This is a genomic window from Urechidicola vernalis (assembly GCF_031846385.1).
Taxonomy (GTDB): domain Bacteria; phylum Bacteroidota; class Bacteroidia; order Flavobacteriales; family Flavobacteriaceae; genus Urechidicola; species Urechidicola vernalis.
Genome location: NZ_JAVRHV010000001.1, coordinates 865,476 through 891,390, shown reverse-complemented (window position 1 = coordinate 891,390; position 25,915 = coordinate 865,476). Strand labels below are relative to the sequence as shown.

22 protein-coding genes are annotated in these 25,915 nt (G+C 34.4%); 14 read left to right on the top strand and 8 right to left on the bottom strand.

The window, feature by feature from the left end:
* Positions 1-47: 47 nt before the first annotated feature.
* The gene (locus tag RM519_RS03965) at positions 48-1,871 is read right to left on the bottom strand and encodes a fasciclin domain-containing protein (protein WP_311592254.1); all 1,824 of its coding nucleotides are present in this window, start codon (positions 1,869-1,871) and stop codon (positions 48-50) included.
* A 169-nt stretch (positions 1,872-2,040) separates the two neighbouring features.
* Here RM519_RS03965 and RM519_RS03960 point away from each other — a divergent pair, with 169 nt between their 5' ends.
* On the top strand, positions 2,041-2,919 hold the full coding sequence (locus tag RM519_RS03960; protein WP_311592253.1) for a MerR family transcriptional regulator: 879 nt from the start codon (positions 2,041-2,043) through the stop codon (positions 2,917-2,919).
* A 1-nt stretch (position 2,920) separates the two neighbouring features.
* On the opposite strand, the gene RM519_RS03955 is transcribed toward RM519_RS03960, so the two are convergent.
* A complete protein-coding gene (locus tag RM519_RS03955; protein WP_311592252.1) occupies positions 2,921-3,820 on the bottom strand; it encodes a TIGR01777 family oxidoreductase in 900 nt (299 codons plus the stop codon).
* Between the two features lie 84 nt (positions 3,821-3,904).
* Between RM519_RS03955 and RM519_RS03950 the strand changes: the two genes are divergently transcribed.
* The 3 genes from RM519_RS03950 to RM519_RS03940 are packed head-to-tail and all read left to right on the top strand — an operon-like array spanning position 3,905 to position 6,420.
* Positions 3,905-4,471 carry a PASTA domain-containing protein gene (locus RM519_RS03950; RefSeq protein ID WP_311592251.1) on the top strand — a complete coding sequence of 189 codons (567 nt, stop codon included), beginning with the start codon at positions 3,905-3,907 and terminating at the stop codon, positions 4,469-4,471.
* The gene (locus RM519_RS03945) at positions 4,471-5,493 is read left to right on the top strand and encodes an RluA family pseudouridine synthase (RefSeq protein ID WP_311592250.1); all 1,023 of its coding nucleotides are present in this window, start codon (positions 4,471-4,473) and stop codon (positions 5,491-5,493) included. Before RM519_RS03950 ends, RM519_RS03945 begins: the two co-directional genes overlap by 1 nt.
* Entirely contained in the window at positions 5,494-6,420 is a 927-nt protein-coding gene (locus RM519_RS03940; protein ID WP_311592249.1) for a Na/Pi cotransporter family protein, read from the top strand.
* Here RM519_RS03940 and RM519_RS03935 read toward each other — a convergent pair.
* The 3 genes from RM519_RS03935 to RM519_RS03925 are packed head-to-tail and all read right to left on the bottom strand — an operon-like array spanning position 6,417 to position 10,470.
* The gene (locus RM519_RS03935) at positions 6,417-7,586 is read right to left on the bottom strand and encodes a glycoside hydrolase family 18 protein (protein WP_311592248.1); all 1,170 of its coding nucleotides are present in this window, start codon (positions 7,584-7,586) and stop codon (positions 6,417-6,419) included. The two genes, RM519_RS03940 and RM519_RS03935, sit on opposite strands and share 4 nt — an antisense overlap.
* Entirely contained in the window at positions 7,587-9,212 is a 1,626-nt protein-coding gene (locus RM519_RS03930; RefSeq protein ID WP_311592247.1) for a M81 family metallopeptidase, read from the bottom strand.
* Positions 9,172-10,470: a Gfo/Idh/MocA family protein gene (locus tag RM519_RS03925; protein WP_311592246.1), complete on the bottom strand. Its 1,299-nt coding sequence runs from the start codon at positions 10,468-10,470 to the stop codon at positions 9,172-9,174. Before RM519_RS03925 ends, RM519_RS03930 begins: the two co-directional genes overlap by 41 nt.
* A gap of 135 nt (positions 10,471-10,605) precedes the next feature.
* Between RM519_RS03925 and yaaA the strand changes: the two genes are divergently transcribed.
* Together yaaA and RM519_RS03915 are read left to right on the top strand one after the other, a co-directional pair.
* Positions 10,606-11,364: a peroxide stress protein YaaA gene (gene yaaA, locus RM519_RS03920; protein WP_311592245.1), complete on the top strand. Its 759-nt coding sequence runs from the start codon at positions 10,606-10,608 to the stop codon at positions 11,362-11,364.
* 18 nt (positions 11,365-11,382) lie between these two features.
* A complete protein-coding gene (locus tag RM519_RS03915; RefSeq protein ID WP_311592244.1) occupies positions 11,383-11,781 on the top strand; it encodes a hypothetical protein in 399 nt (132 codons plus the stop codon).
* Positions 11,782-11,881: 100 nt separating this feature from the next.
* Here the strand turns inward: RM519_RS03915 and RM519_RS03910 are convergent, their stop codons facing one another.
* Positions 11,882-13,306, bottom strand: a complete 1,425-nt coding sequence (locus RM519_RS03910) for an L-serine ammonia-lyase (protein WP_311592242.1) — start codon at positions 13,304-13,306, stop codon at positions 11,882-11,884.
* Between the two features lie 207 nt (positions 13,307-13,513).
* Between RM519_RS03910 and dnaK the strand changes: the two genes are divergently transcribed.
* Positions 13,514-15,424: a molecular chaperone DnaK gene (gene dnaK, locus RM519_RS03905; protein ID WP_311592241.1), complete on the top strand. Its 1,911-nt coding sequence runs from the start codon at positions 13,514-13,516 to the stop codon at positions 15,422-15,424.
* A gap of 82 nt (positions 15,425-15,506) precedes the next feature.
* Here the strand turns inward: dnaK and nudK are convergent, their stop codons facing one another.
* A complete protein-coding gene (gene nudK / locus RM519_RS03900; RefSeq protein ID WP_311592240.1) occupies positions 15,507-16,088 on the bottom strand; it encodes a GDP-mannose pyrophosphatase NudK in 582 nt (193 codons plus the stop codon).
* A 123-nt stretch (positions 16,089-16,211) separates the two neighbouring features.
* Entirely contained in the window at positions 16,212-19,052 is a 2,841-nt protein-coding gene (gene gcvP / locus RM519_RS03895; protein ID WP_311592238.1) for an aminomethyl-transferring glycine dehydrogenase, read from the bottom strand.
* Positions 19,053-19,214: 162 nt separating this feature from the next.
* Here gcvP and RM519_RS03890 point away from each other — a divergent pair, with 162 nt between their 5' ends.
* The 7 genes from RM519_RS03890 to RM519_RS03860 are packed head-to-tail and all read left to right on the top strand — an operon-like array spanning position 19,215 to position 25,839.
* Positions 19,215-20,039, top strand: a complete 825-nt coding sequence (locus tag RM519_RS03890; RefSeq protein WP_311592237.1) for a UbiA prenyltransferase family protein — start codon at positions 19,215-19,217, stop codon at positions 20,037-20,039.
* 24 nt (positions 20,040-20,063) lie between these two features.
* On the top strand, positions 20,064-21,335 hold the full coding sequence (gene kynU / locus RM519_RS03885) for a kynureninase (protein ID WP_311592564.1): 1,272 nt from the start codon (positions 20,064-20,066) through the stop codon (positions 21,333-21,335).
* The gene (locus tag RM519_RS03880) at positions 21,325-22,671 is read left to right on the top strand and encodes an FAD-dependent oxidoreductase (protein ID WP_311592236.1); all 1,347 of its coding nucleotides are present in this window, start codon (positions 21,325-21,327) and stop codon (positions 22,669-22,671) included. The genes kynU and RM519_RS03880 overlap by 11 nt, the downstream gene beginning before the upstream one ends.
* On the top strand, positions 22,664-23,068 hold the full coding sequence (locus RM519_RS03875) for a RidA family protein (RefSeq protein WP_311592235.1): 405 nt from the start codon (positions 22,664-22,666) through the stop codon (positions 23,066-23,068). Before RM519_RS03880 ends, RM519_RS03875 begins: the two co-directional genes overlap by 8 nt.
* Positions 23,065-24,507, top strand: coding sequence for an aldehyde dehydrogenase (locus RM519_RS03870; RefSeq protein ID WP_311592234.1), 1,443 nt, complete (start codon positions 23,065-23,067; stop codon positions 24,505-24,507). Before RM519_RS03875 ends, RM519_RS03870 begins: the two co-directional genes overlap by 4 nt.
* 6 nt (positions 24,508-24,513) lie before the next feature.
* Positions 24,514-25,299: an SDR family oxidoreductase gene (locus tag RM519_RS03865; protein WP_311592233.1), complete on the top strand. Its 786-nt coding sequence runs from the start codon at positions 24,514-24,516 to the stop codon at positions 25,297-25,299.
* Between the two features lie 21 nt (positions 25,300-25,320).
* Entirely contained in the window at positions 25,321-25,839 is a 519-nt protein-coding gene (locus RM519_RS03860; RefSeq protein ID WP_311592232.1) for a 3-hydroxyanthranilate 3,4-dioxygenase, read from the top strand.
* Positions 25,840-25,915 lie beyond the last annotated feature (76 nt).

Here is a 25,915-nt window from a genome sequence, read left to right as displayed (position 1 = left end):
CCAAAATTAACCTCAAATAACCAATTGAAATTATCTTGTAGATATTATTATAAGGTAGGTAGTAAAACTTTATCTACTACATGAATTACTCCATTGCTACCATGTACATTTACTTCTATTACATTTGCGTCTGCTCCCATTGACATGTCTGTCAAAGTAACTGCACCTTCACCACTTACATTTACTGTAACTGTTTCCATGTTTAACATTCCAATTACTTGTCCATCTTGTAAACTACTGCTAAATACCCTTCCAAGTGCTGCATGATATAATAACACGTTTCTGATTTGATCTTCTGTTAGCGTTGGAATTACAGCCGAGATATCTCCAAAAGCGGCATCGGTTGGTGCAAATATTGTAATGTTTTCAGCATCTTTAATAGCTTGAGCGATATCTGCATATGGTTCAGATGATAACAACGATACTAATACAGTAAATTCAGCACCTTCTTCCATTTCTGACATTGCAACGGCAATATCTAATACATCGATTGCTGGAGGAACTAGGGTTCTGTTAATGGTATGTACTACTCCATTGTCTTTTTCCATATCTACTTCAGTAATTGTAGTTAATCCATTAATCAAAACGCTATTTGTTAAATAACCTAAATAAATCTTCTCATCATTATTTAATGTCATTGCCATCCCGTCTGCCGGTAAATCTCCAGACATTACTTTAGCACCTAACACATGGTATAATAATATTGGTGTTAAATCATCTTTAGTCAATCCATCTAAGGATGTGATTCCTGCTGCAATGAATGCAGCGTTATTAGGAGCAAATAAAGTTAACGCTGGCGCTGTAGAAACTGTTTCTAATAATTCAGCAGTTTTTAAGGCTTCTACTAAAATTGTATAGTCAGGGTTAAACATAATAATCTCAGCGATAGAACCTACAGTTTGTGCTGCATAACTAGGTACAAGTACTGCATCTATTCCATGTATAACACCGTTAACAGCTTTTACATCAGCAGCAATAACGGTTGCATTGTTAATCATAACACCGTTTGATAAATCAACAGTAACCGATTCTCCAGGTAATAAAGTTTCCACCATTTGTCCATCCGTTAATTCGCTAGACATAACAGACATTCCCAATAAATGATACTGTACAATTTCTCTTACCAATCCAATTGGTAATTCGCTTAAATCGTTTTTTCCTAAGGCCGCAAGCAAGTCTGTAAATGCTTGGTTTGTTGGAGCAAATACAGTTAAATCTTGAGTGATATCACTTGCAGCGGCTAGGATGTCAGCCATTTCAGGCATGAGTAAAATGGATACCAAAGTTGAGAAATCAGGGTTTGAAGCCGCAATTTGAGTTATCGTTTCAGCAACAAACATTTCAGGTAATAATACTTCGTCTATTATATGTATTACTCCATTTGTAGCTTCAATATCTGCAGTTGTTACATTAGAAGACCCATTAAGTACTACTCCATTAGAAGTATCTACATTAATGTTTTGTCCAGATAATAATGTTCCAACTGGTCCTGTAGTCAAATCTCCAGAATTAACTGTACCATTAACTACATGATATTGTAAAAGGTTTGTAAGGAGTGATGGGGTTGAAATAATAGTATTTAGGGTCGTAGGATCAAGTTTTTCAAATGCTGCATTTGTTGGAGCAAAAACTGTGTAAGGAGTATCTCCACTTAAGGCACCGTCCAATCCGGCTGCAACAATTGCAGAGGTTAAGGTGCTTAGTTCAGGAGTGGATTGTGCAATTTCAACAATGTTCATTGTTGGTTTATCCATTGCAATATCATCATCGTCGTCGTCACAACTGATTACAAAAAATGGTAAAGTTAACATAATTACAAGTGCCATGAACTTGTTTGTTTTTTCGATTAAATGGCGAGTTAAATTTTTCATTGTTCAATATTTTAGTCATTAAAGTTAGACAAAGATATGTAAAAAAATAATTACTGTCCAAGAAAAATGTAAAAAAAGTTGAACAAAAGAATAAAAATATTATATTTGTAGCGTAATAACTCTCTAAAATTTTAATGTTTTGTCTATATTAGCAGCAAATAATTTGAATATGAACACGTACTCGATGGCTCAGGTTGAGACATTAACTGGTATTAAAGGACATACATTACGTGTGTGGGAAAGAAGGTATAGTTTTCTTAAACCAAAACGTACAAATACGAATATTCGATTCTATAGTGATTCCGAAATTCGAAAATTACTCAATATTAATATACTTATTAGTAATGGGTATAGAGTGTCTAAGATTGACAAGATGAATGAGGATCAGGTACATGATTTAGTTCTTGAAGTTAATTCGGCGTCATCGGCTAAATTCGATGATGACTTAAATAGGTTGGTGTTGTCTATGTTAGAGTTTGATGAGGATTCTTTTAATGGCATTTTTCAGCGTCACGTAACAAGAAACGGTTTATTATCAACTGTAATTAATTTATTATACCCTTTTCTAAATCATGTTGGGATTTTATGGTCAGCCAATAAATCTATTCCAGCACAAGAACATTTTGTTTCTAATTTAATTCGTCAAAAGGTAATAACAGCAATAGATATGATACCTCCTGCGAAGGAAGATAGTAGTGTGGTTGTTATGTTTTTACCAGAAAACGAAAACCACGAAATAGGATTGCTTTTAGCAAATTATATAGCAAGAGATCTTGGATTTAGAGTTTATTATCTTGGTCAAAATGTTCCGATGTTGAATATAGAAGATGTGAATGAAAAAGCCTTTGCAGATGTATTGTTAACGATGTTCGTTACACCAATGACTGAAGATTCAAGAGATAGATTCATGAAGTATTTTGGCGCTATGAATTTGCCTATTTTTATTTCTGGTAATTTTAATATGGAAGGCGCTCCTGGAAATTTTGAATATATTGGTGGCCCTGATCATCTAATCGAAAGGTTAAAGGGAATTAAGTTTTCTGATTAACTTATAATAATTCATTTAAGGCTTTGCTAGTTGAGTCGAATTTAAATTTGAAATTTAAGTTTGACTTTATTTTTTTATTTGAAATTCTACTACCTTCTAACAGAATTACTGACATTTCACCGAACAATAATTTCATAACAAATTTTGGAATTTTGGGCAATAGAAGTTTTTTGTTTAAGAATTTATAAATTTTATTAGTCAATTCTTTATTTGTTATATGTTCTGTCGCTACAGCATTGTAAATTTTAGAATTTTTAGAATTTAGCAATACAAGAATAATTTTACATAAATCATGTATATGTATCCATGGCATATATTGATTTCCATTACCTATTACGGCACCTAGATTCGATTTTATTGGTTTTAGTATTTTGATGAATGCACCACCCTTATTGCTCAGTACAACGCCAATTCTTATAATGTTTAAAGGGATTTTAAATTCGTTAAATTTTAAGTGTGCGGTTTCCCATTCATTACATAGACTTCCAATAAAGTCATTCGATGCAGGCATGTCTTCAGAATAAATAAATTCGTTAGTACATGCTCCATAGTACCCAATTGCTGAGGCTCCTATATATCCTTTAAGGACAATATTGTTTTCCTTAATTGTATTAAAGAGCAATTTAGTTGATAAGACTCTACTATTTCTGAGCTCAATTTTTCTTTTCTTAGTCCACCTTCCTTCTGAAATGTTAGAGCCTGCCAAATGAACAATATAATCACAAGACTTTAGGGCGTCCAATTCAATAAAACGGTTTTCAATGTCCCATTTATATGTTTTGAACTTGAAATGAGGTCGAATAGATCTTGACAAAAAAGAAACTTTATACCCCTTCTCAGTTAATAAGGTAGCCAATTCAACTCCAACTAATCCAATACCAGTAATTAATACACGTTCCATATTTTATAAAGATACTACATTGTTAACATATAATTATTTCTTAAGAGCTACGTTTTATATATTTGTTCCTATTAAAATATACGCATGAGTTTATTAAATTTTATAAAAAGCAAAACCTTCATTAAGCAATTGATATTTGCAGGAATTGCGTCAATTATATTGATTTTTGTACTAATAAAATGGTTAAATATTAGCACCAATCACGATCAGAAAATTCAAGTGCCAGAATTGTCGAAAATGTCGATTTCGCAAGCTGAGATGCAATTGAAAGAATTGAATTTAAGATTGGAAATTATTGATTCTTCAAATTATAATCCTTCTTACCCACCTTTGTCGATTATAGAACAAAACCCTGAGGCTGGGGATTTTGTAAAAGAAAAGAGACGTATATATTTAAAAATTAATAGAGCGACCTATAAAGATATAGAAATGCCAAATGTGTTACAGAAAACTCGGAGAAATGCGGAAGTGACTTTAAAAGCAGTTGGATTAAGAGTGGGGGATAGTCCTGAATATGTAAAAGATATTGCACTAGACGTTGTTAGAGGAATCATTTATAAAGGAAAAGAAATTAAAGTTGGGGATAAGTTGCCAAAAAATTCAGTTGTAAATTTAAAATTAGGCGACGGTAAAGGAAGAGCAAGACGTTAATGAGCGAATCACAAGAAATAGAAAGCGAAGAATTGTATGAGCATTTTAAGTATGTTGCTCATGTTGGTCAAGAACCTTTACGTGTAGATAAATTTTTAATGAATTTTATTGAAAATGCTACGCGAAATAAGATTCAGCAAGCGGCTAAAGCAGGTAATGTTTTGGTTAATGATAATCCGGTTAAATCTAATTACAAGGTAAAACCAAACGATGTTGTTCGTGTTGTTTTGGCACATCCACCACATGAAAATTTGTTGGTTGCGGAAGATATTCCAATTGACATTGTTTACGAGGATGATGTTTTGATTGTTGTGAATAAACCTGCGGGAATGGTCGTACATCCAGGTCATGGAAATTATTCTGGAACATTGGTAAATGGGTTGATTCATCATATAGAAAATTTACCAACGAACAGTAACGAGCGCCCTGGTTTAGTACACAGAATTGATAAAGATACTAGTGGTTTATTGGTGGTTGCCAAAACTGAATATGCCATGGCGCATTTGTCTAAGCAGTTTTTCGATAGAACCACGGAACGTAAATATGTTGCCTTGGTTTGGGGGAATATTGAAGAAGAGGAAGGGACTGTTAAAGGACATATTGGACGAAGTTTAAAAAACCGCTTACAAATGGATATTTTTCCTGAAGGTGAATTTGGAAAACATGCCGTTACTCATTACAAGGTTTTAGAGCGTTTCAGTTATGTTACTTTGGTACAATGTAAATTGGAAACTGGTAGAACACATCAGATCCGTGCGCATATGAAGTATATTGGTCATACACTATTTAATGATGAACGTTATGGTGGAGATCAGATTTTAAAGGGGACGACATTTACTAAATACAAACAGTTTGTTGATAATTGTTTTAAAGTATTGCCAAGGCAAGCCTTACATGCCAAAACTTTAGGTTTTGCACATCCTACTACAGGAGAGTTTATGCGATTCAATTCTGATGTTCCAGAAGATATTGCTGAATGTTTAGACAAGTGGAGAACCTATACAGTAAATCAAAAAGAGTAAATGGATACGTTAAGTATCCTCATATCGATTATTGCTGCAATCGGATTATTTACGCATAGTCTAGAAAGTTTTTCTAATAACTTAAAAGAACATGCCAATGATAAAATGCAATTGGCTATTAAACGTTTTACAGATTCAAAGTTTAAAGGATTGTTAACCGGTTTCGTAGGTACTGGTATTATACAAAGTAGCAGTGCAGTAGTGGCAATTACCGTTTCATTTGTAGATTCTGGAATCATTTCTTTTCATAATTCATTGCCTATATTATTAGGAAGTAATTTAGGAACTACGATAACCGCTTGGTTAGTTTCATTTAAAATTGAGGCCTTAGGAATTACGTTTTTAGCCTTAGGATTTATTCTGGGATATTTTAAAGGAAAACTGGCCCTTATTTCAAAACCCATTTTTTATTTAGGTCTGATACTTTTCAGTTTAGATATGATTGGCCATTTTTTAGAACCGATTAAAAATAGTGAAGAATTAATTCATTATTTAAGTTATGCAGCTAAACCCATAATAGGTGTTTTATTAGGTGCTTTGGTAACGGCTATTTGTCAGTCTAGTTCTGTAACTATTGGATTGACAATTATTTTGTGCAGTCAACAATTATTAGGGTTAGATTCGGCCATCGCCATTATCGTAGGTTCCAATATTGGCACAACTTCTACCGCATTTATTGCGGCCATGAAATTAGATAAAACGGCTAAGCAAACAGCTTTAGCCAATTTAATATTCAATATTATTGGCGTTTTAATTTATTTGCCATTAGCGGTACCGTATAAAAACCTTATTGATAGTTTTAATGTCGGAATTGCATTTGAAGTAGCATTGGCACATCTCGTTTTTAATTTAATAATCACTATTTTGATTTTACCATTTACCAAACAATTTGGAAAATTGATTCAAAATAGATTGATGAAAAGTTAATTTTTTGTTGCACTATAAATTGCATCCAATAAACCATTTTCTGTTGTATCTCCAGTTAATTGCCAAAACATGATTCCGCCTAACTTTTCTTTCATAGCATAGGTTGTTTTTAAAGCAATAGACTCCGTGTCATCATAAGTTATGAATATACTGTCCTTAGCATTATATAAATAAGGAGCCTGTGCAATAGAATCCCAATGCTTAGTAAATCCATTCTTGTTCTCGTACTTATCTTTTAAAGTTGCATAAATATGAGTAGTATAGGCACCTTTATTTTTTTGATATAACCCATTGTTTTCTGGAGAAACTCCTTTCCAGCCTTTTCCATAAAATGCACCTCCAATAATTAGCTGTTCCTGTTTTACCCCTAATTCTGTGAGGTAATTAATCATACTTTGAACAGATCTAGGTTTCATTATTCGGCCACTCTCTGCTAGGATATTATCAGCCGGAGTGTTTGAAATATCTGAATAAGTAAATGCTCCTAAATTTGTGTGATGGGCTGTAAACGGTGTCCCGCCACCCACTAAATCATAAGACATTATGTTTAGATAATCAGCATACTTCATCACTTCAAAAGTCTCTATATGATCGAAATAGCGCTCCCAACCGGCAGCAGCAAATGTCAATGTTAAATCTTTACCAGTAGCATCCATTCCTTCACGGAGTTCTTTCATCAAAGCAGTAAAGTTCTCTTTGTCCTCTGGCATAAATGGATTTCCTGCTCCTTTCATTCCTGGATATTCCCAATCCATATCTGCTCCGTCTAAGTTGTATTCTTTTATAAAATCAATAGTGCTTTCAACAAATTGTGCTCTCAATTTGGGGTCATTTGCCATGTCTGAAAATCTACCACTACCTCCCCATCCACCGCAGGCAATCATTACTTTTAATTGTGGATGTTGTTTTTTGTAGGCGACTAAATCCTTTAACTTTTGAGAAGAACTTTCTCGTTTAAATTGCATTTTGTTGTCAATTACTTCGGTAAAGGAAAAGATAATATGCGTTAGTTTATTGAAAGGAATCTCTTTTAGAGAGTAGTTATTCGAAGGGACATAATATGCCATTACAGCAAATGCATCCTTTTCAGTAGTATTACATGATAAAAATGGGTTTGCAACTAGTACTGCTAAAATTAGAAGTTTTAAGTTTATGGAAAATTTCATTTAATAATTTTTTTGTTGATGAGACAAAGGAATAAACCGAGTTGATAAATTAGGATCTTTCATGTTTGCATCAATTGGAAACATAGGTCTTTTAATGCTTTTATGCCCTAAACGATCTAAGTCTTGATCTACGCCACCCGGTGTCAACGCCATGATCCAATCTCCTCGCATATCATATAATTCGGGTACTAAATATCCAATTTTTACAACCACTATATCTGCATTGTTAGGATCTAAATTTAAATTTGTAAAGTCACTTTTACGATGATATGGCTTTCTTTTTTTAGTAACTATTACAGAAATATTACCAACCTTAACCACTACTTCGGTTTCGGCATGTTTATCACCATGTTTAATTGCCGTAATGGTTCCATTTAATCTAACCGGAGGTGCATATCTGTTGTCTACCAATGCACCTGCAACTTCATTAATAGTTCCTCCAACTCCAATTTCAATTGCTTTTGCTACAAAATTTGGTCCTGGAATTGAGGCGTATATTAATTGTTTGTTAGAATTAATCAATGCTTTGTTTTTAAGAAGTTCCGAAATGGTCCAAGTTACATCTCCAGCGCCTCCAGCTGTAGGATTATCTCCCATATCACTTATCATAAATGGTTTTTTGTCGCTTTTAATAGCTTTAGAGATCGCTTGCTTATAATTAGTTGTTGGGGCAACAAAATCAAATTGATTGCGAACATCCCACATGCTTTTAGCCAAATATTCAGCGCTTTCAGACACTTCATTTTTATCATCACCAGTAACAACTATTGCCGCATGGTTTCTAGGCTCATCTGCCCAAGCATATCCTATCCAAATAGCAGCATCAACTACACCTTCTTTTTTGGTTAAAGGATCCACTTTGGCATATAAACTTTTTCCTGGCTCTATTCGTGTACTCGTTTTTTCACCTGGCAATAAGATTGGAACAGGAATCCATGCTTTGTATTTAGGTTTCCCTTTGCCGCTTTCTAGCCTTTCTAAAAGATTATCAACAGCACGCTTTTTAGATTCAAGAGCATCCTCATGAGGTGCCATTCTATAACAAGTAATTAAATCGGAATGATGTGCCAAACGCTCTGATACGTTTCCATGTAAATCCATTGAAGTAGAAATGAGGGTTTCGTTACCAATAATCTCTCTTATTCGTTGAATAAAATCTCCTTCAGGGTCATCAACACCAACAACACTCATTGCTCCATGAATGTCAAAAAACAAACCGTCATAGGGTAAATTTTCTTTTAACATTTTAAGTGTTTTTTCTACCATTTCTTCATAAGCCTCTCGAGTAGTTATGCCACCAGGTAGGGAACGTCCTCTTAATGTTGGATACCAATCAGCTCTATTTCGATTTACAGAATCTTTTGAAAAAAATGGATATGAATTGAATATAACCTCTCCAGTTACAGGATGAAATGCTTCTATATGTGATTTTGCAGGGGAAAAGGTACTCGATTCAATGGCTATACCTGCAATTGCGATTTTTGGTAATTTTTTTTTCAGATTTGTAGAATTTTCTTTGCAAGAAAAAAGACTGATACTAAGAGCGATTAGAAGAATATATTTGTTCATGGTAGTTTTTGATTGATTATAATGTTGGTTTTTTCCAGTTGTTATGATAAGTTGCATTTACAAGCTTATTAGCTTTATCATTATTTTTAAATTTATTTTTTGAAGCATCCCAATAAATTTTTGACCTTGTTTTATAAGCAATATTCCCCATTTGAGCATTAATAGCCGCTTGGCTACCAGATTCAATTGGTGTATTCAAAATAGAATTGTCTTTTGCTCTAATGGCCTCAATAAAATTCTTTGTGTGTAAATCTAAATAAGAAACACCTTCTGGTCTAGCTATTTTAACAGCTTCAATATTCGAATTCTTTTCAGGAATGATTTCATAACCACCACGGTTTACAACTAATGTTCCATTATTACCAATAAATGCGATACCCTCAGTTCTTCCGTAAGGTCCACTGTCAATACCTGTTGCATGTTCCCATAGCATATTAAAATCGTCATACTCAAATACGGTTTGCAATGTGTCTGGAGTTTCTGAAGCATCATCGGGATATGCCAGTTTACCTCCACTTGCCATGACAGATTTTGGTGTTGTCGCTCCCATGGCATACAATGCGATGTCAATTTCATGAACACCCCAATCGGTCATTAGGCCACCTGCATAATCCCAAAACCATCTAAAATTAAAATGAAATCTATTTTCATTGAATGGACGGGTAGGAGCAGGTCCTAACCAAGAAGTATAATCTACACCTTTTGGTGCTTTTGAATCTGGTTTTATAGGAACAGGTTTCATCCATCCTTGATATGCCCAGACTTTTACGAGCCTAATATTTCCTAGTTTACCCGATCTAACAAAATCGATGGCGGTCTTATAATGTGTTCCACTACGTTGCCATTGACCAACTTGAACTATGCTATTGTATTTTTTAGCCACATTGACCATAATATGGCATTCTTCAATGGTATTGGCAATCGGTTTTTCAACATAAACAGCTTTCCCAGCTTTACAAGCATCCACCATCATTTTACAATGCCAATGATCAGGAGTACCGATTATAACGGCATCTATATTTTTATTTTTTAATAATTCCCTGTAATCACTATAAGAAGTAATTCTCGAGTCATTATTCTTTTCTTTCAATCGTTTTGAAATCACGTTTTTATCCACATCGCAAATCCCAACCAGATTTACTCCTTCATTTTTTAAAATAGACTTGGTGTTAGACCATCCCATTCCGTTGCAACCGATCACTCCAATGTTAATCGATTTCGATTGATTGAAACTATTGGTAGCGAAACTTGGGACTCCAAGTGCCATTATTCCTAAACCTGTTGTTTTGATAAAGTCGCGTCGTTGATTAGCCATAATAGAATATTTTATTGGAAGATATAAAAAAAAATAAAAGTGTTTAGTACTAAATCGATGAACGACATTTTTCCTAATTTAAACGTTTGATAGTTCTTTAAATGAATGTATTTTTACTTTCTAAATACTGATTATATGAAAATTGTGATTTCCCCTGCTAAGTCGTTATCATTCGAAGAAAAAGCGCCTACTTCTGAATTTACACAAGGTGTATTTTTACAGCAGGCTGAGCGTATAAGCAAAGTGTTAAAGAAAAAGTCGGCACGTGTGCTTTCAAAATTGATGAAAATATCTCCAGCATTGGGTGAATTGAACTATGAGCGAAATCAAAAATGGAGTTTGCCATTTGATTTAGAAAATGCAAAACAGGCGGTATATGCATTTAAAGGAGATGTTTATATTGGGCTGGATGCAGAGACAATTGACGAAAGTAAACTACCAGAACTTCAAGATAAATTACGCATTTTATCAGGTCAATACGGATTATTAAAACCACTGGATTTAATGCAGCCATATCGATTAGAAATGGGAACTAAATTGAAATTGGGCCGCAAAGATAATTTGTATCAGTTTTGGGGTGATTCTATTAGCAATTCCTTAAATGAAGAAATGGAAGAAGGTGAGTTGTTTGTGAATTTAGCCAGCAATGAGTATTTCAAAGCAGTAAAACCGAAGGTGTTAAAGTCGAAAGTGATTACTCCGGTTTTTAAAGATTACAAAAACGGGCAATTAAAAATGATTGGATTCTTTGCCAAAAAAGCTCGTGGTATGATGGTGCGTTATATTATCGACAACAATATTGAAACCATAGATGGTTTAAAAGGTTTTGATACCGAAGGTTATGGTTTTGACGCTAATTTATCGACTGAGACCGAATTGGTGTTTACTAGGTAGTTACATGTCATCTTCGTTATGAGTAAAGATTTTATTACAATATATAAAGACAAACCATGGTTTTTAATGCCTTTTTACGTAGGCACAGCAGTTTTATTCTTTTTTCTATTGTCAGAAGGAATATATAATATTTATGTTGATTCCAATTCAGAACAATTAAGGTTTGAATCAAGTTTTAATGGGGAAATTGAAGATATTAATAGTCAAAAGAGGTCTTACTATATACATTTGTCAAACAAAAATAAATGGATAAAGTTGGAAGATATTAAAAATGACTCTTATCCTCTTTTAGAGTCTAAATTTTTAATGGGTGTCTTAAAAAAAGGTGATTTACTTTTTAAAAATGAAAATTCTGATTCAATACATTTTGAGAGGGATCAAAGAGTTTTTTCCTTCAATATTGGAAATAAAGATTGAAAATTTAACCATTAAATAAACATCAATATTACCTATTTTGACTAATGGGTAATTTTTAGGCAATACTTTCTATGCTATTAATAAATGATAGCATAGATTGTTAACAATCTGCAATATTAACACTCACTGCTAAGCCTCCTTCAGAAGTTTCTTTGTAATTAGAATGCATATCTTTTGCGGTTTCCCACATGCTAGCAATTACCTTGTCAAAAGGAACTTTGGCCTGTGTACTGTCCGTATCTAAGGCTAACTCAGCGGCATTAATTGCTTTAATTGCACCCATTGCGTTGCGTTCAATACAAGGAATTTGAACCAACCCTCCAATTGGGTCGCAAGTTAATCCTAAATGATGCTCCATAGCAATTTCACTTGCCATTAATACTTGTTCCGGAGTTCCACCTAATAGTTCAGTTAATGCTCCTGCAGCCATGGCGCTAGAAACTCCAATTTCTGCTTGACAACCTCCCATAGCGGCAGAGATAGTCGCACCTTTTTTTACGATGCTTCCAATTTCTCCAGCAACTAATAAGAATTGTTTGATATCTTTAAAATCGGCTTTATGATCTTCAATTACTAAATAATACATCAAAACAGCAGGTATAACTCCAGCACTTCCATTCGTTGGAGCCGTTACAACTCTTCCAAGTGATGCGTTTACTTCGTTAACACTTAACGCAAAACAACTAACCCATTTTAATATTTGTCTAAATTTGACTTCAGTATTTCTTATTGAAGTAATCCATTCTTTCGGATTGGTATATGGTGTGTCTCCTTGTAATTTTTGATGCATATCAAATGCACGTCTTCTTACATTCAACCCGCCAGGTAAAGTCCCTTCGGTATGGCAACCAATATACATGCATTCTAACATCGTATCCCAAATACGATGAATCTCTTTATCAATTTCAGGTTCACTTTTTTGAGAAAGCTCATTTCGTAAAACGAGTTCAGAAATTTTCACGCCTTCTTTCTTACAATAGGTTTCCAATTCTTTTGCAGTCTGAATCGGATAAGGGAATGTTTTATAGATTGCGGCTTTCTCCTCTTCGCCGGTATGTTCTTCTTGAACTACAAATCCTCCACCAATGGAATAATAAGTAGATGCATCTAATTCATTTTCATTTTGATAGGCTGTAAAAGTAAGTCCATTGGCATGAAAGGGCAGAAAATCACGATTAAAAACAATGTCAATTCTCGGATTGAATTGTATAGGAATCAACCCATTTAACTTTAATGAATGATTGATATTGATATCATCAATAGTCGGTTGAATCTCATCAACGGGAATAGTTTCTGGATCTGCACCGGTTAAACCTAATAAAACGGCTAAATCTGTTGCATGTCCTGTTCCTGTTAAAGACAATGAGCCGAATAAATCGACTTTCAATTTAGTAACAGTGGTTAACAAACCCTTAGATTGTAAGTGGGCTAACCATTGTTCAGCAGCGCGCCAAGGGCCCAATGTATGTGAACTGGAAGGCCCGATACCGATTTTTAACATGTCAAAAACTGAAATACACTCCATTTTATAGAATTCTATTTTTTAGGTAGGCAAATATATGAGATTGGTAAAAATAATATGTCAAAATGTATGATTTTGTAAAAGAAAGTTGACAAAAAGAATTCATCTAATTTTAACTTATGACAAGATGACATAAAAAATCCAATGGCACAAAACTTGACCTATGGTGAACAGTTATAAAAATTAGAATAAAATTATAAAATAAATATTATGAGTAAAATAATTGGAATCGATTTAGGAACAACGAACTCATGTGTTTCCGTAATGGAAGGAAATGAGCCTGTAGTAATTCCTAATGCAGAAGGTAAACGCACAACGCCTTCTATTGTTGCTTTTATTGAAGGTGGCGATAGAAAAGTTGGTGACCCAGCAAAAAGACAAGCAGTAACGAATCCGTTAAAAACGGTTTATTCGATTAAGCGTTTTATGGGAAATAAATTCTCTGAATGTGCAAAAGAAATTAAGCGTGTACCTTATAAAGTTGTAAAGGGAGATAACGATACACCACGTGTAGATATTGATGGTCGTTTATATACACCACAAGAAATTTCTGCTATGACACTTCAAAAAATGAAGAAAACGGCAGAAGACTATTTAGGTCAAGAAGTATCTGAAGCGGTTGTTACTGTACCGGCATATTTTAATGATGCACAAAGACAAGCAACAAAGGAAGCAGGTGAAATTGCTGGTTTAAAAGTTTCTCGTATCATCAACGAGCCTACTGCAGCAGCATTGGCTTACGGAATGGACAAGAAAAACGATGATCAAAAAATTGTTGTATTTGATTTTGGAGGTGGAACACATGATGTTTCCATCTTAGAATTAGGTGATGGTGTATTTGAAGTATTGGCTACTGATGGTGATACACATTTAGGTGGTGATGATGTTGATGGAAAAATCATTAACTGGTTAGCAGATGAGTTCAAATCTGAAGAGAACATGGATCTTACACAAGACCCAATGGCTTTACAACGTTTAAAAGAAGCGGCTGAAAAAGCGAAAATTGAATTATCTTCTTCTGCACAAACAGAAATTAACTTGCCATATATTACGGCTACTGCTAGTGGACCAAAGCACTTGGTTAGAACATTAACAAAAGCAAAATTTGAGCAGTTAATCGACGATTTAGTAAAAAGAACAATCAAGCCATGTGAAGCAGCATTAAAAGCGGCTGGTTTATCAAAGAGCGATATTGATGAGGTTATTTTAGTAGGTGGATCTACTCGTATTCCTGCAGTACAGGAAGCAGTTGAAAAATTCTTCGGAAAGAAGCCTTCTAAAGGTGTAAATCCAGATGAGGTTGTTGCAGTTGGTGCAGCAATTCAAGGTGGAGTTTTAACTGGTGATGTTAAGGATGTATTGTTATTAGACGTTACTCCATTATCATTAGGTATCGAAACTATGGGGAACGTATTTACAAAGTTAATTGAGGCAAATACGACGATTCCTACTAAGAAATCACAAGTATTCTCAACAGCAGTAGATAACCAACCATCAGTAGAGATTCACGTATTACAAGGTGAGCGTGCTATGGCAGCGGATAACAATACTATTGGTCGTTTCCACTTAGACGGAATTCCACCAGCAGGCAGAGGTATCCCTCAAATTGAAGTAACTTTTGATATTGACGCTAATGGTATTATCAACGTTGGAGCAAAAGATAAAGGAACTGGAAAAGAGCACAACATTCGTATCGAGGCTTCTTCTGGATTATCTGAAGAAGAAATCCAAAAGATGAAGCAAGAAGCTGAAGCAAATGAAGAGGCTGATAAGTTAGCGAAAGAAAAGGCTGAAAAAATCAATGGTGCAGATTCAATGATTTTCCAAACAGAAAAGCAATTGAAAGAATTTGGTGAGAAATTATCTGATGATAAAAAAGCACCAATTGAAGCAGCATTGACTGAATTAAAAGCTGCTCATGGAACACAAGACTTAGAGCAGATTGATGCCGCAATGGAGAAAATCAATGAGGCTTGGAAAAATGCATCTGAAGAAATGTACAAAGCAGAACAAGAAGCACAGGCTGGAGCAGCAGGTGCTGAAGGAGCACAGGACGCAGGAGCCGGTGCTGAAGACGATGTTCAAGATGTAGATTTTGAAGAAGTAGAAGAAGAGAAATAATCAGTTTAGATTATCTTTAGATTCTTAGATATATAAAAAGCCTCGCAATTTGCGAGGCTTTTTTGTTGATTATAAATTTTTATTATTCTACTAAATTATGAATTTGGGCGTATTGCAAGAGCATGATGGTTTTTCCATCGTGAATTTCTTTACGTTTTACCATGTCAAGGGCTTCGTTGAAATTAACTTCTAACACCTCAATATTTTCGTGTTCATCATCTAACCCACCGCCTTCGCTTACTTTCATTTCGTCGGTATATTCAGCAATAAATAAATAAACAATTTCGGTCACTGCGCCGGGTGACATATAGGCCTCTAAAACACGTTCAATATTTTTTACCCGATATCCAGATTCTTCTTCGGCTTCCTTTATTGCACAGACTTCGGGCTCGTCACCATCTAATAAACCAGCACAAACCTCAATACTCATTCCGTCTTTATTACCATTTAAATAGGTAGGCATTCTAAATTGACGCGTCAGAATAATGGTCTTCTTTTCTTTATTGTACAGTAATATAGCGGCACCATTTCCACGATCATAAGATTCCCGTTCTTGGGTCTCCCAAACCCCTTTATCGTTTAAATAATCAAAAATAATTTTATTTAAAGTGTACCAATTGTCTGATAACAATTGTGTGCGAATATTTCGAACTTTAGGGTTCATAAAAAAAAGTGGTTTAAAGTTTCGAAGATAAACTAAAAACCACTTTTGTAAAATTTATTTTAAGACTTAATGAAACTACTAAATTCTAAACATCTAGAAATCCAAAAGTCTAACAATCTATTCCTACATATAATCCTCAATTGGGTTACAAGAACAGATTAAATTTCTATCACCATAAGCATCGTTCACCCTTCTTACAGATGGCCAATACTTATTCTCTTTGATGTACTCTAATGGAAATGCCGCTTTCTGTCTAGAATAGGCGAAATTCCACTCGTCAGCTGTAATCATTGCTTGTGTGTGAGGCGCATTTTTCAATACTGAATCCTCATCTGCTTTATAAGCATCAATCTCTTCTTTAATTGTCGCCATAGCCGAAATAAAACGATCTAATTCTGCTTTGTTTTCACTTTCTGTTGGTTCAATCATTAATGTTCCAGCAACCGGGAACGACAAAGTAGGAGCGTGGAAACCAAAGTCCATCAATCTCTTAGCAATATCTACAACCTCAATTCCTTTTTCTTTAAATTCTCTAAAGTCAACGATCATCTCATGTGCCGCTCTTCCTTTTTCACCAGCATACAAAATAGAGTAGTGCTGCTCTAATTCTGTTTTTAGGTAATTGGCATTTAAAATGGCAATTTTGGTAGACTGAGTTAAGCCCTCAGCACCCAACATTTTAATATATGCATAAGAGATAATATCTACCAAGGCAGAACCCCAAGGTGCAGAAGAAACCGCAGTAATAGCATTTTCTCCTCCAGTTTTTATTATTGGGTTCGATGGTAAAAACGGAGCCAAGTGTGCCGCAACACAGATTGGTCCAACCCCTGGTCCACCACCTCCATGCGGAATAGCGAATGTTTTATGCAAGTTCAAGTGACAAACATCTGCACCAATAGTTGCTGGATTTGTCAATCCAACTTGAGCGTTCATATTTGCACCATCCATATATACTTGACCACCATTAGTATGAATGATTTCAGTAATTTCTCTAATAGCAGATTCAAATACACCATGAGTAGATGGATATGTAACCATTAAAGCAGCGAGATTGTCTTTATGCAATTCTGCTTTTTCACGTAAATCGTCTACATCAATGTTACCATTGTCAAGCGATTTTGTTACAACTACTTTCATCCCCGCCATGACAGCAGATGCAGGATTTGTTCCATGCGCAGATGAAGGAATTAAACAAATGTTTCTATGATCATCTCCTCTTGAATTATGGTATGCTCTAATAGTTAACAAACCAGCATATTCTCCTTGTGCTCCAGAATTTGGTTGTAAAGAAGTCGCTGCAAATCCTGTAATTTCATTTAATGAAGCTTCCAATCCTTTGAATAATTCTTGATACCCTTGTGCTTGACCAACAGGTACAAATGGATGAATGTTGTTCCAACTTCCATAGCTCAACGGTAACATTTCTGATGCCGCATTCAACTTCATAGTACACGACCCTAAAGAAATCATTGAATCTGTTAACGAAATATCTTTACGCTCTAATCTCTTGATATAACGCATCATTTCTGTTTCAGAATGATATGAGTTAAATACCTCATGCGTCATATAAGAAGAAGTACGCTCTAAATTAGAAGGAATTATAGTTGCATCATTTGAAGTCAATTCGATCGAATTTTTCACTTCAGCCTCGCAGAGAACTTTAATAATTTTTGCAACGGCACTTTCCGTTGTAGTTTCATTAATTGAAATTCCAATTGTGTTTTTATCAATAATTAAGAAGTTGATTTCATTTGCCTCTGCAGCAGATTGAACTTTAAATGCATTTTCAACTTTTACTTTTAATGTATCAAAATACACCTCGTTTTCTTGTGTAAACCCTAGTTTTTGTAATGTTGCATCTAATGATTTAGTAAACCCATGAATTTTGTTTGCGATGTATTTCAATCCGTCAGGTCCGTGATATACTGCATACATTCCAGCCATTACTGCCAATAAAACTTGAGCGGTACAGATGTTAGAAGTTGCTTTTTCACGTTTAATATGTTGTTCACGAGTTTGTAATGCCATTCTCAACGCACGGTTCTCATCAGCATCAACGGTTACTCCAATAATTCTACCAGGTATAGAACGCTTAAAGTCAGATGAAGTGGCAAAATAACCAGCGTGTGGTCCTCCATATCCTAATGGAACACCAAATCGTTGAGTAGTTCCAACCGCAACTGCAGCACCCATTTCAGAAGGATTCTTTAATAAAGTTAAACTTAATAAATCTGCTGCAACAACGACTTTGGTTTCATTTTCTTTCGCTTTTGAAATGAAATCAGTATAGTCAACAATATTACCATGCTTACCAGGATATTGCACAATTGCGCCAAATATGGTATCATTTAACTCCAATGTTTCATGATTTCCAAATTGCAATTCAATTCCCAATGGTAAGGCTCTAGTTTTTAGAATATCCATTGTTTGAGGTAAAACATCCTCAGAAACAAAGAATACATTAGCATTTGATTTCTTTTGAGCTCTAGACCTGTTATTGTGTAACATAATCATTGCCTCACCAGCAGCAGTACCTTCATCTAATAAAGAAGAATTTACCAACTCAAATCCAGTTAAATCGCCAATCATTGTTTGGTAATTTAACAATGCTTCTAATCTACCTTGAGAAATTTCAGCTTGGTAAGGAGTATATGAAGTGTACCAACTTGGGTTTTCAAAAATATTTCTTTGAATTACAGGGGGTGTAATTGTTCCATGATAACCTAATCCAATGTAGGTAGCAAATTGTTTGTTTTTGGCGGCTAAACCTTTAATATGAGTAACAAATTCTGACTCATCCAAAGCCTTAGGTAAATTCAATGATTTTTTAAGTAGAATATCATCTGGAATAGTCTGATGAATTAATTCATCTAAAGAGTTTACACCAACTTTTTTAAGCATTTGATCAACTTCGGACTGGCGTGGCCCTACATGTCGTAATACGAAAGAATCTGTTCTCATTTTTATGTATGTAATTAAAAGTGCAAAATTACTGAAAATTCCTAAATTTTAAATTGAATTTTGGTGTGAAATTATGAATCCTTTAATAAGGATAATATTCTATTATGTACGGATAATTTTAAATGGGTAAGAAATCATTCTTAGTTTGTTTACATTTGTTTAATGCAAACTATAAAGCGTCTTTTCAACTTTTACATTTTTAGTAGTATTCATGTTGCTCTAGGCGTATTTTGTTTTGTAAAATTAACCTTGAAAAACTTTGGTGTAGAAGAAAATATTACGGCGTTATTTTGTTTTTTCTCCACAATTTTGAGTTATAATTTTATACGGTTTTTAAATGAATCGTTTGAAAAAGATTGGCTCTCTAACTGGTATAGAAATCATAAGTCATTATTGGTCATTATTTCATTTATTTCGGCTATAATCGTTCTGTATTTATCCTTTAGTTTTAGAATAGAATCTTTAATGATTTTATTGCCGTTTTTTATATTGACATTGTTCTACGGTATGAAACTTCCACGAAAGTTGGTTACACTGCGCAGGGTCCCTGGTTTAAAGATTTTTTTAATTGCATTTTGTTTTGCCGGAGTAACGGTTTTATTTCCATTGGTTCAAAACGAAATTGACATTGACGTAATTATCTGGTGGTTTTTTCTTCAACGAATGTTTTTTGTGATTTTAATAACCTTACCATTTGATATCCGTGATGTTGATTTTGATAGTGATCAATTAAGAACAATTCCGCAACAATTTGGACATTTTACTACAAAATTGTTAGGCTTAATCCTAATTTTAGGAATCTTCACAATTGAGCTCTTTATCTTTGGTAAAGAATTTAATGAAATGTTCATTTTGCTGACTATCTGCTCTTTATCTTTTGTATTGCTGCTTTTTAGTAGAAAAGAGCAATCAAAATATTATAGCGCATTTTGGGTAGAAGCTATTCCTATTTTTTGGTTGCTACTATTATTGGGTTTAAATTTTTAAATTTGTGAGAAGCACAAATTTGATATAAAATTGAAAAATTCATTAGACTTTGCTCGTAATTTAGATCGAGAGGATCCGTTAAGAAGATATCGAGAAAAATTTCATATACCTACAGATAATAACGATATGCCCTGGTTGTATTTTTGTGGAAATTCATTAGGCTTACAGCCCAAATCTACAGCAGAGAATATTCAACAAGAATTAAAAGATTGGGCCAATTTAGGAGTTGAAGGCCATTTTGAGGCGAAGAATCCTTGGATGCCTTATCATGAATTCTTGTCCGATGCAATGGCTAAAATAGTTGGTGCGAAACCTACTGAAGTTGTAGTTATGAATACCTTAACAACTAACTTACATTTGGCTATGGTTTCTTTTTTTGAAACCAATGAGAATAGGACCAAAATAATTATAGAAAGTGATGCATTTCCTTCTGATAGATATGCAGTGGAATCACAATTAAAATTTCACAATTTAAATCCGGATGATCATTTGTTAGAATGGAAACCTAGAGAAGGAGAAGAACTTTTGAACTATGAGGATTTAGAATCTTTGTTAGATGATCATAAAGATGAGGTTTCTTTGCTTTTGATAGGAGGGGTTAATTACTACACGGGTCAGTTTTTTGATTTAAAACGAATTACAGAATTAGGTCATAAGCACGGAGCTAAAGTGGGAATTGATTTAGCGCATGGTGTTGGGAATATACAACCTGAATTACATGCTTCGAATGTAGATTTTGCTGTCTGGTGTACGTATAAATATTTGAATTCTGGACCGGGAAGTTTAGGAGGCTTGTTTGTACATGAGAAATATGCCAAGAATAAAGAGTTGAAACGATTAACGGGTTGGTGGGGTCATAATAAAGATACACGTTTTAATATGAGGCAACCATTTGATCCAATTGAGGGAGCAGAAGGATGGCAGTTAAGTAACCCTCCAATTTTGTCGATGGCAGCCATTAAAGCATCACTAGCTATTTTTAATGAAGTTGGCATGGTGGCAATCAGAAAAAAATCAAAAGATTTGACAGGTTATTTAGAGGAGTTGGTTTTGGAATTGGGAGAAAATGTTATTCGAATTATTTCGCCAAAAAATGCTGAGGAAAGAGGATGCCAATTGTCTATTCAAGTTAAGAATGCAAATAAAGAGTTACATAAAAAATTATCAAATAGAAATGTGATAACAGATTGGAGAGAGCCTGATGTTATAAGAGTAGCACCGGTTCCATTATACAATAGTTTTGAGGATGTGTTTCGATTTGTACAAATTTTAAAGGAGGAGATGAATGGATACTAGTAAAGAAAAAATACTAATCATTGGAGCAGGTCTATGTGGTTCTTTATTAGCCTTGCGGTTAGCGCAAAGAGGGTATCAAATTGAATTAAGAGAAGAACGATCTGATCTAAGAAAAACGGATATTAGTGCAGGAAAATCGATTAACCTAGCATTTTCAGATAGGGGTATCAAAGCTTTAAAATTGGCCGGAGTGGTAGACAAAGTTTTTCCTTTGTGTATTCCAATGAACGGAAGAATGATTCATAGTATTGAAGGTGAAACATTTTTATCTTCTTATAGTGGCAGGCCGGGAGAATATATCAATTCAGTCTCTCGAGGCGAACTAAATGCTTTGTTGCTTGATGAAGTTGAAAAGTTTGAAAATGTAAACATTGTTTTTAATAGCCCTTGTACAGGAATAGAATTAGAACAGAATAAAGCGACTTTTAAAGTTGATGATACAATAGAAGGTTTTCATGCCAACGTAATTTTTGGTGCAGATGGTGTTGGTTCAGTTCTTAGAAAAGAGTTTTTTAACCAAAGAGAAATGTTGTTTAGTTATTCTCAAGACTTTTTGGCACATGGCTATAAAGAATTAACGATACCTGCTCTAGATACTGGTGGATTTAGAACAGAGAAGAAGGCTTTACATATTTGGCCGCGAGGAAAGTATATGCTCATAGCATTGCCAAATTTAGATGGAAGCTTTACGGTAACATTGTTTTTAGAACATAGTGGAGCAAAATATAGTTTTGAAGAATTAAATTCTAAAGAAAAAGTAGTTTCATTTTTTAGAGAACAATTTGCAGATGCCTTAGAACTAATGCCCAATTTGGTAGATGATTATTTTGAAAATCCGGTTGGAAATTTAGGAACAATAAAATGTAGACCTTGGGTATATAAAGGTAAATCATTACTGATTGGTGATGCAGCGCATGCAGTTGTGCCGTTTTATGGTCAAGGAATGAATGCCTCATTTGAAGATGTGTATGTTTTAGATGGATATATAGAGAAATACGAAGGAGATTGGGACAAAGTATTTACTGCTTATGAAAATGAGCGTAAAAAAGATGCGGACGCCATTGGAGATTTAGCTGTTGAGAACTTTTATGAAATGAGAGATCATGTAGCGAATCCTGATTTTAAAAAGAAGCGACAGATAGAAATGGAACTCGAAACATCTTTTGATTACTATTCTAAATATTCTTTAGTTACCTTTAGAGAAGATATCTCTTATTCTGAAGCAAAGAAAAAGGGCAATTATCAAGACAAGGTATTGCTAGAATTGATTGTAAACAGTGAAATAGAAAAATTAGATTTAGCCACAATTTTTAATAAGATAAAACACGATGCATAATAAAGAAGTAACACCGAGAGGCGCCTATCCACTTGTAAAAAGAGTGGGCGATTTTATTTTTGTCTCTGGAACATCCTCAAGAAGACCGGATAATAGTATTGCTGGGGTTGAATTGGTAGATGAAATGAACACCAAGAAATTAGATATTGGTACACAAACGGAAGCAGTATTAGAAAACATTGATGGTTTATTGAATCAAGTTAATGCCTCTTTAAAAGATGTCATAGATGTGACTACATTTTTGGTAAACATGAATGATTTTGCAGGTTACAATAAAGTATATGGGCAATTCTTTGATAAAGAAACTGGCCCAACTAGAACAACTGTAGCCGTGCATCAATTACCACATCCTGATTTGTTAGTAGAAATTAAAGTAGTGGCGTATAAACCAATATGAACATTAAAAATTACATAAACGGAACTTATATTAATCCCAAAACCAATAGTTGGTTAGACAATTACAATCCAGCAACAGGAGAAGTATATGGACAAATTCCGAACTCTTCAGCGGAGGATGTTGAATTAGCCTATAAATCTTCAAAGGATGCATTTGATTCTTGGTCCCAAACAACCTCAGAAGTACGTTCCAAGATATTATTAAAAATAGCAACTATTATCGAAGAACGGTTGGATGAATTGGCAATGGCTGAAAGTAAGGACAATGGGAAGCCGTTATCATTAGCAAAGGCTGTTGATATTCCACGAGCAGCGTCAAATTTCAGGTTTTTTGCACACGCTATAACTCAGTTTTCGAGTGAAAGTCATGAAAGTGTTGGAGAAAATGCAATGAATTATACGCTACGCAAGCCTATAGGAGTTGTCGGTTGTATATCTCCTTGGAATTTACCGTTGTATTTATTTACATGGAAAATTGCTCCTGCTATTGCCGCGGGTAATTGCGTTGTTGCCAAACCGAGCGAAGTAACACCAATGACAGCTTTCTTGCTAGGTGAAATTTGTGCGGAAGCAGGATTACCAAAGGGTGTTTTAAATATAGTACATGGATTAGGTGAATTTGCGGGACAAGCCATTATTTCGCATCCAAATATTAAGGCGATTTCATTTACTGGTGGCACCAAAACCGGAGCGCAAATTGCAAAAGTAGCCGCGCCTATGTTCAAAAAATTATCGCTTGAGTTAGGGGGTAAAAATCCAAACATCATATTTGACGATTGCGATTATGATCAAATGTTAGAAACAACAGTACGTTCTTCTTTCGCCAATCAAGGTCAAATTTGTTTGTGTGGTAGTCGTATTTATATAGAAGAAACAATTTTTGAAAAATTCAAAGTAGATTTTGTTGAAAAGGTATCTAAATTAAAAGTTGGAAATCCTTTAGATGAAAGTACAAATGTGGGAGCATTGGTGTCAAAAGTACATCAAGAAAAAGTATTAAGTTATGTTTCTATAGCAAAGGAAGAAGGAGGAATTCTATTGCATGGAGGAAATAAAGTAAATGTTGATGGGTTGGAAAATGGTTATTTTATGGAACCAACAATCATCGAATTAACTTTAAATGACTGTAGAATAAATAAAGAAGAAGTTTTTGGCCCAATTGTTACCGTTATGCCATTTAAATCAGAATCGGAAGTACTTCATTTGGCAAATGATGTAAAATATGGTCTGTCTGCATCTTTATGGACAAACAACTTAAATAGAACCATGCGTATGACAAATAAAATAGAAAGTGGAATTGTTTGGGTAAACACATGGATGCAGCGTGATTTAAGAACACCGTTTGGCGGAGTAAAAGATTCAGGTGTAGGAAGAGAAGGAGGTTTTGAAGCCTTGCGTTTTTTTACAGAATCTAAGAATATATGTATAAAATATAGCTAGTAAAAAATGGAACTGAATTTACAAAATAAAAATGCCTTGGTATGTGGTAGTACTCAAGGAATTGGAAAAGCAACAGCAAGAGGGTTAGCACTGGAAGGAGCAAACGTAACGTTAATTGCAAGGAACGAGGAAAAATTAAAATTGGTATTGTCAGATTTGCCAAATAATAACCAGGGCCATTCTTATATCGTCGCCGATTTTCAAAATCCAACAGAGTTGAAATCTAAATTAGATGCTTATCTTACTGATAACGATGGATTTCATATTTTGATTAATAATACAGGTGGTCCAGCGGGTGGCCCTATTTATGGCGCGAAAATAGATGAATTTGAAAAAGCATTTACACAGCATTTAAAGTGCAATCATATATTGGTACAAGCTCTAGTTCCTGAAATGAAATTATTTAAATACGGAAGAATTATAAACGTTATTTCTACTTCAGTAAAACAGCCATTGGACGGATTAGGTGTGAGTAATACAATTAGAGGTGCAGTTGGTAATTGGAGTAAGACATTGGCGAACGAATTAGGACAGTTTAATATAACCGTAAATAATGTACTACCTGGAGCAACATCCACAGAGCGATTATCAGAAATTATAAAAAACAAAGCCAACAAATCGGGTAAATCTATTGAAGAGGTTTCCGATACCATGAAAAATGGCGTACCTATGAAACGATTTGCCGCTCCTGGAGAGGTTGCAAATGCCATTGTGTTTTTATCAAGTGAAGCAGCAAGTTATATAAACGGAATTAACGTTCCTGTAGATGGAGGAAGAACAAAATCTTTGTAAATTGAACAAAATTCAAGAGTTATGAGTAATTTAGTTACACCCTTAAATTTTAAAAAGTGGATTGATGAGAATCGACACTTACTAAAGCCACCAGTAGGCAATAAATGTGTTTGGAAAGATGGTGAGTTTATTGTGATGGTGGTTGGTGGACCTAATAGTAGAAAAGATTATCATTATAATGAAACACCTGAATTCTTTTATCAAGTAGAAGGTAATATGATATTAAAGGTGATTGATAACGGAGTACCTAAAGACATACCTATTAATGAAGGTGAAATCTTTTTGTTACCAGCCAAAGTTCCACATTCTCCACAACGAAGTGCAAATACCGTAGGTTTAGTCATAGAATATCCAAGACCAGAAGGTGTGCAAGATGGATTGCAATGGTATTGCGAAAATTGTGATGCCAAGTTGCATGAAGAGCCATTTACACTAGATAATATTGAAACAGATATGCCTGTAATATTCGATAGTTATTATGGCAATGTATCAAAAAGAACCTGTAAAGAATGCGGTACTGTTATGCAGCGACCAAAATGATATGATCAATTGTCATTTAGACAGAGCATTAAGGCACAACGAGGATTTGTTTAAAGATCCTTCTCCTAGTTAGTAT

Bases quoted from the DNA above. Each gene is read 5' to 3' on its own strand.
- RM519_RS03965 (WP_311592254.1), bottom strand. From the start codon at position 1,871: ATGAAAAATTTAACTCGCCATTTAATCGAAAAAACAAACAAGTTCATG.
- RM519_RS03960 (WP_311592253.1), top strand. From the start codon at position 2,041: ATGAACACGTACTCGATGGCTCAGGTTGAGACATTAACTGGTATTAAA.
- RM519_RS03955 (WP_311592252.1), bottom strand. From the start codon at position 3,820: ATGGAACGTGTATTAATTACTGGTATTGGATTAGTTGGAGTTGAATTG.
- RM519_RS03950 (WP_311592251.1), top strand. From the start codon at position 3,905: ATGAGTTTATTAAATTTTATAAAAAGCAAAACCTTCATTAAGCAATTG.
- RM519_RS03945 (WP_311592250.1), top strand. From the start codon at position 4,471: ATGAGCGAATCACAAGAAATAGAAAGCGAAGAATTGTATGAGCATTTT.
- RM519_RS03940 (WP_311592249.1), top strand. From the start codon at position 5,494: ATGGATACGTTAAGTATCCTCATATCGATTATTGCTGCAATCGGATTA.
- RM519_RS03935 (WP_311592248.1), bottom strand. From the start codon at position 7,586: ATGAAATTTTCCATAAACTTAAAACTTCTAATTTTAGCAGTACTAGTT.
- RM519_RS03930 (WP_311592247.1), bottom strand. From the start codon at position 9,212: ATGCAACTTATCATAACAACTGGAAAAAACCAACATTATAATCAATCA.
- RM519_RS03925 (WP_311592246.1), bottom strand. From the start codon at position 10,470: ATGGCTAATCAACGACGCGACTTTATCAAAACAACAGGTTTAGGAATA.
- yaaA (WP_311592245.1), top strand. From the start codon at position 10,606: ATGAAAATTGTGATTTCCCCTGCTAAGTCGTTATCATTCGAAGAAAAA.
- RM519_RS03915 (WP_311592244.1), top strand. From the start codon at position 11,383: ATGAGTAAAGATTTTATTACAATATATAAAGACAAACCATGGTTTTTA.
- RM519_RS03910 (WP_311592242.1), bottom strand. From the start codon at position 13,306: ATGGAGTGTATTTCAGTTTTTGACATGTTAAAAATCGGTATCGGGCCT.
- dnaK (WP_311592241.1), top strand. From the start codon at position 13,514: ATGAGTAAAATAATTGGAATCGATTTAGGAACAACGAACTCATGTGTT.
- nudK (WP_311592240.1), bottom strand. From the start codon at position 16,088: ATGAACCCTAAAGTTCGAAATATTCGCACACAATTGTTATCAGACAAT.
- gcvP (WP_311592238.1), bottom strand. From the start codon at position 19,052: ATGAGAACAGATTCTTTCGTATTACGACATGTAGGGCCACGCCAGTCC.
- RM519_RS03890 (WP_311592237.1), top strand. From the start codon at position 19,215: ATGCAAACTATAAAGCGTCTTTTCAACTTTTACATTTTTAGTAGTATT.
- RM519_RS03880 (WP_311592236.1), top strand. From the start codon at position 21,325: ATGGATACTAGTAAAGAAAAAATACTAATCATTGGAGCAGGTCTATGT.
- RM519_RS03875 (WP_311592235.1), top strand. From the start codon at position 22,664: ATGCATAATAAAGAAGTAACACCGAGAGGCGCCTATCCACTTGTAAAA.
- RM519_RS03870 (WP_311592234.1), top strand. From the start codon at position 23,065: ATGAACATTAAAAATTACATAAACGGAACTTATATTAATCCCAAAACC.
- RM519_RS03865 (WP_311592233.1), top strand. From the start codon at position 24,514: ATGGAACTGAATTTACAAAATAAAAATGCCTTGGTATGTGGTAGTACT.
- RM519_RS03860 (WP_311592232.1), top strand. From the start codon at position 25,321: ATGAGTAATTTAGTTACACCCTTAAATTTTAAAAAGTGGATTGATGAG.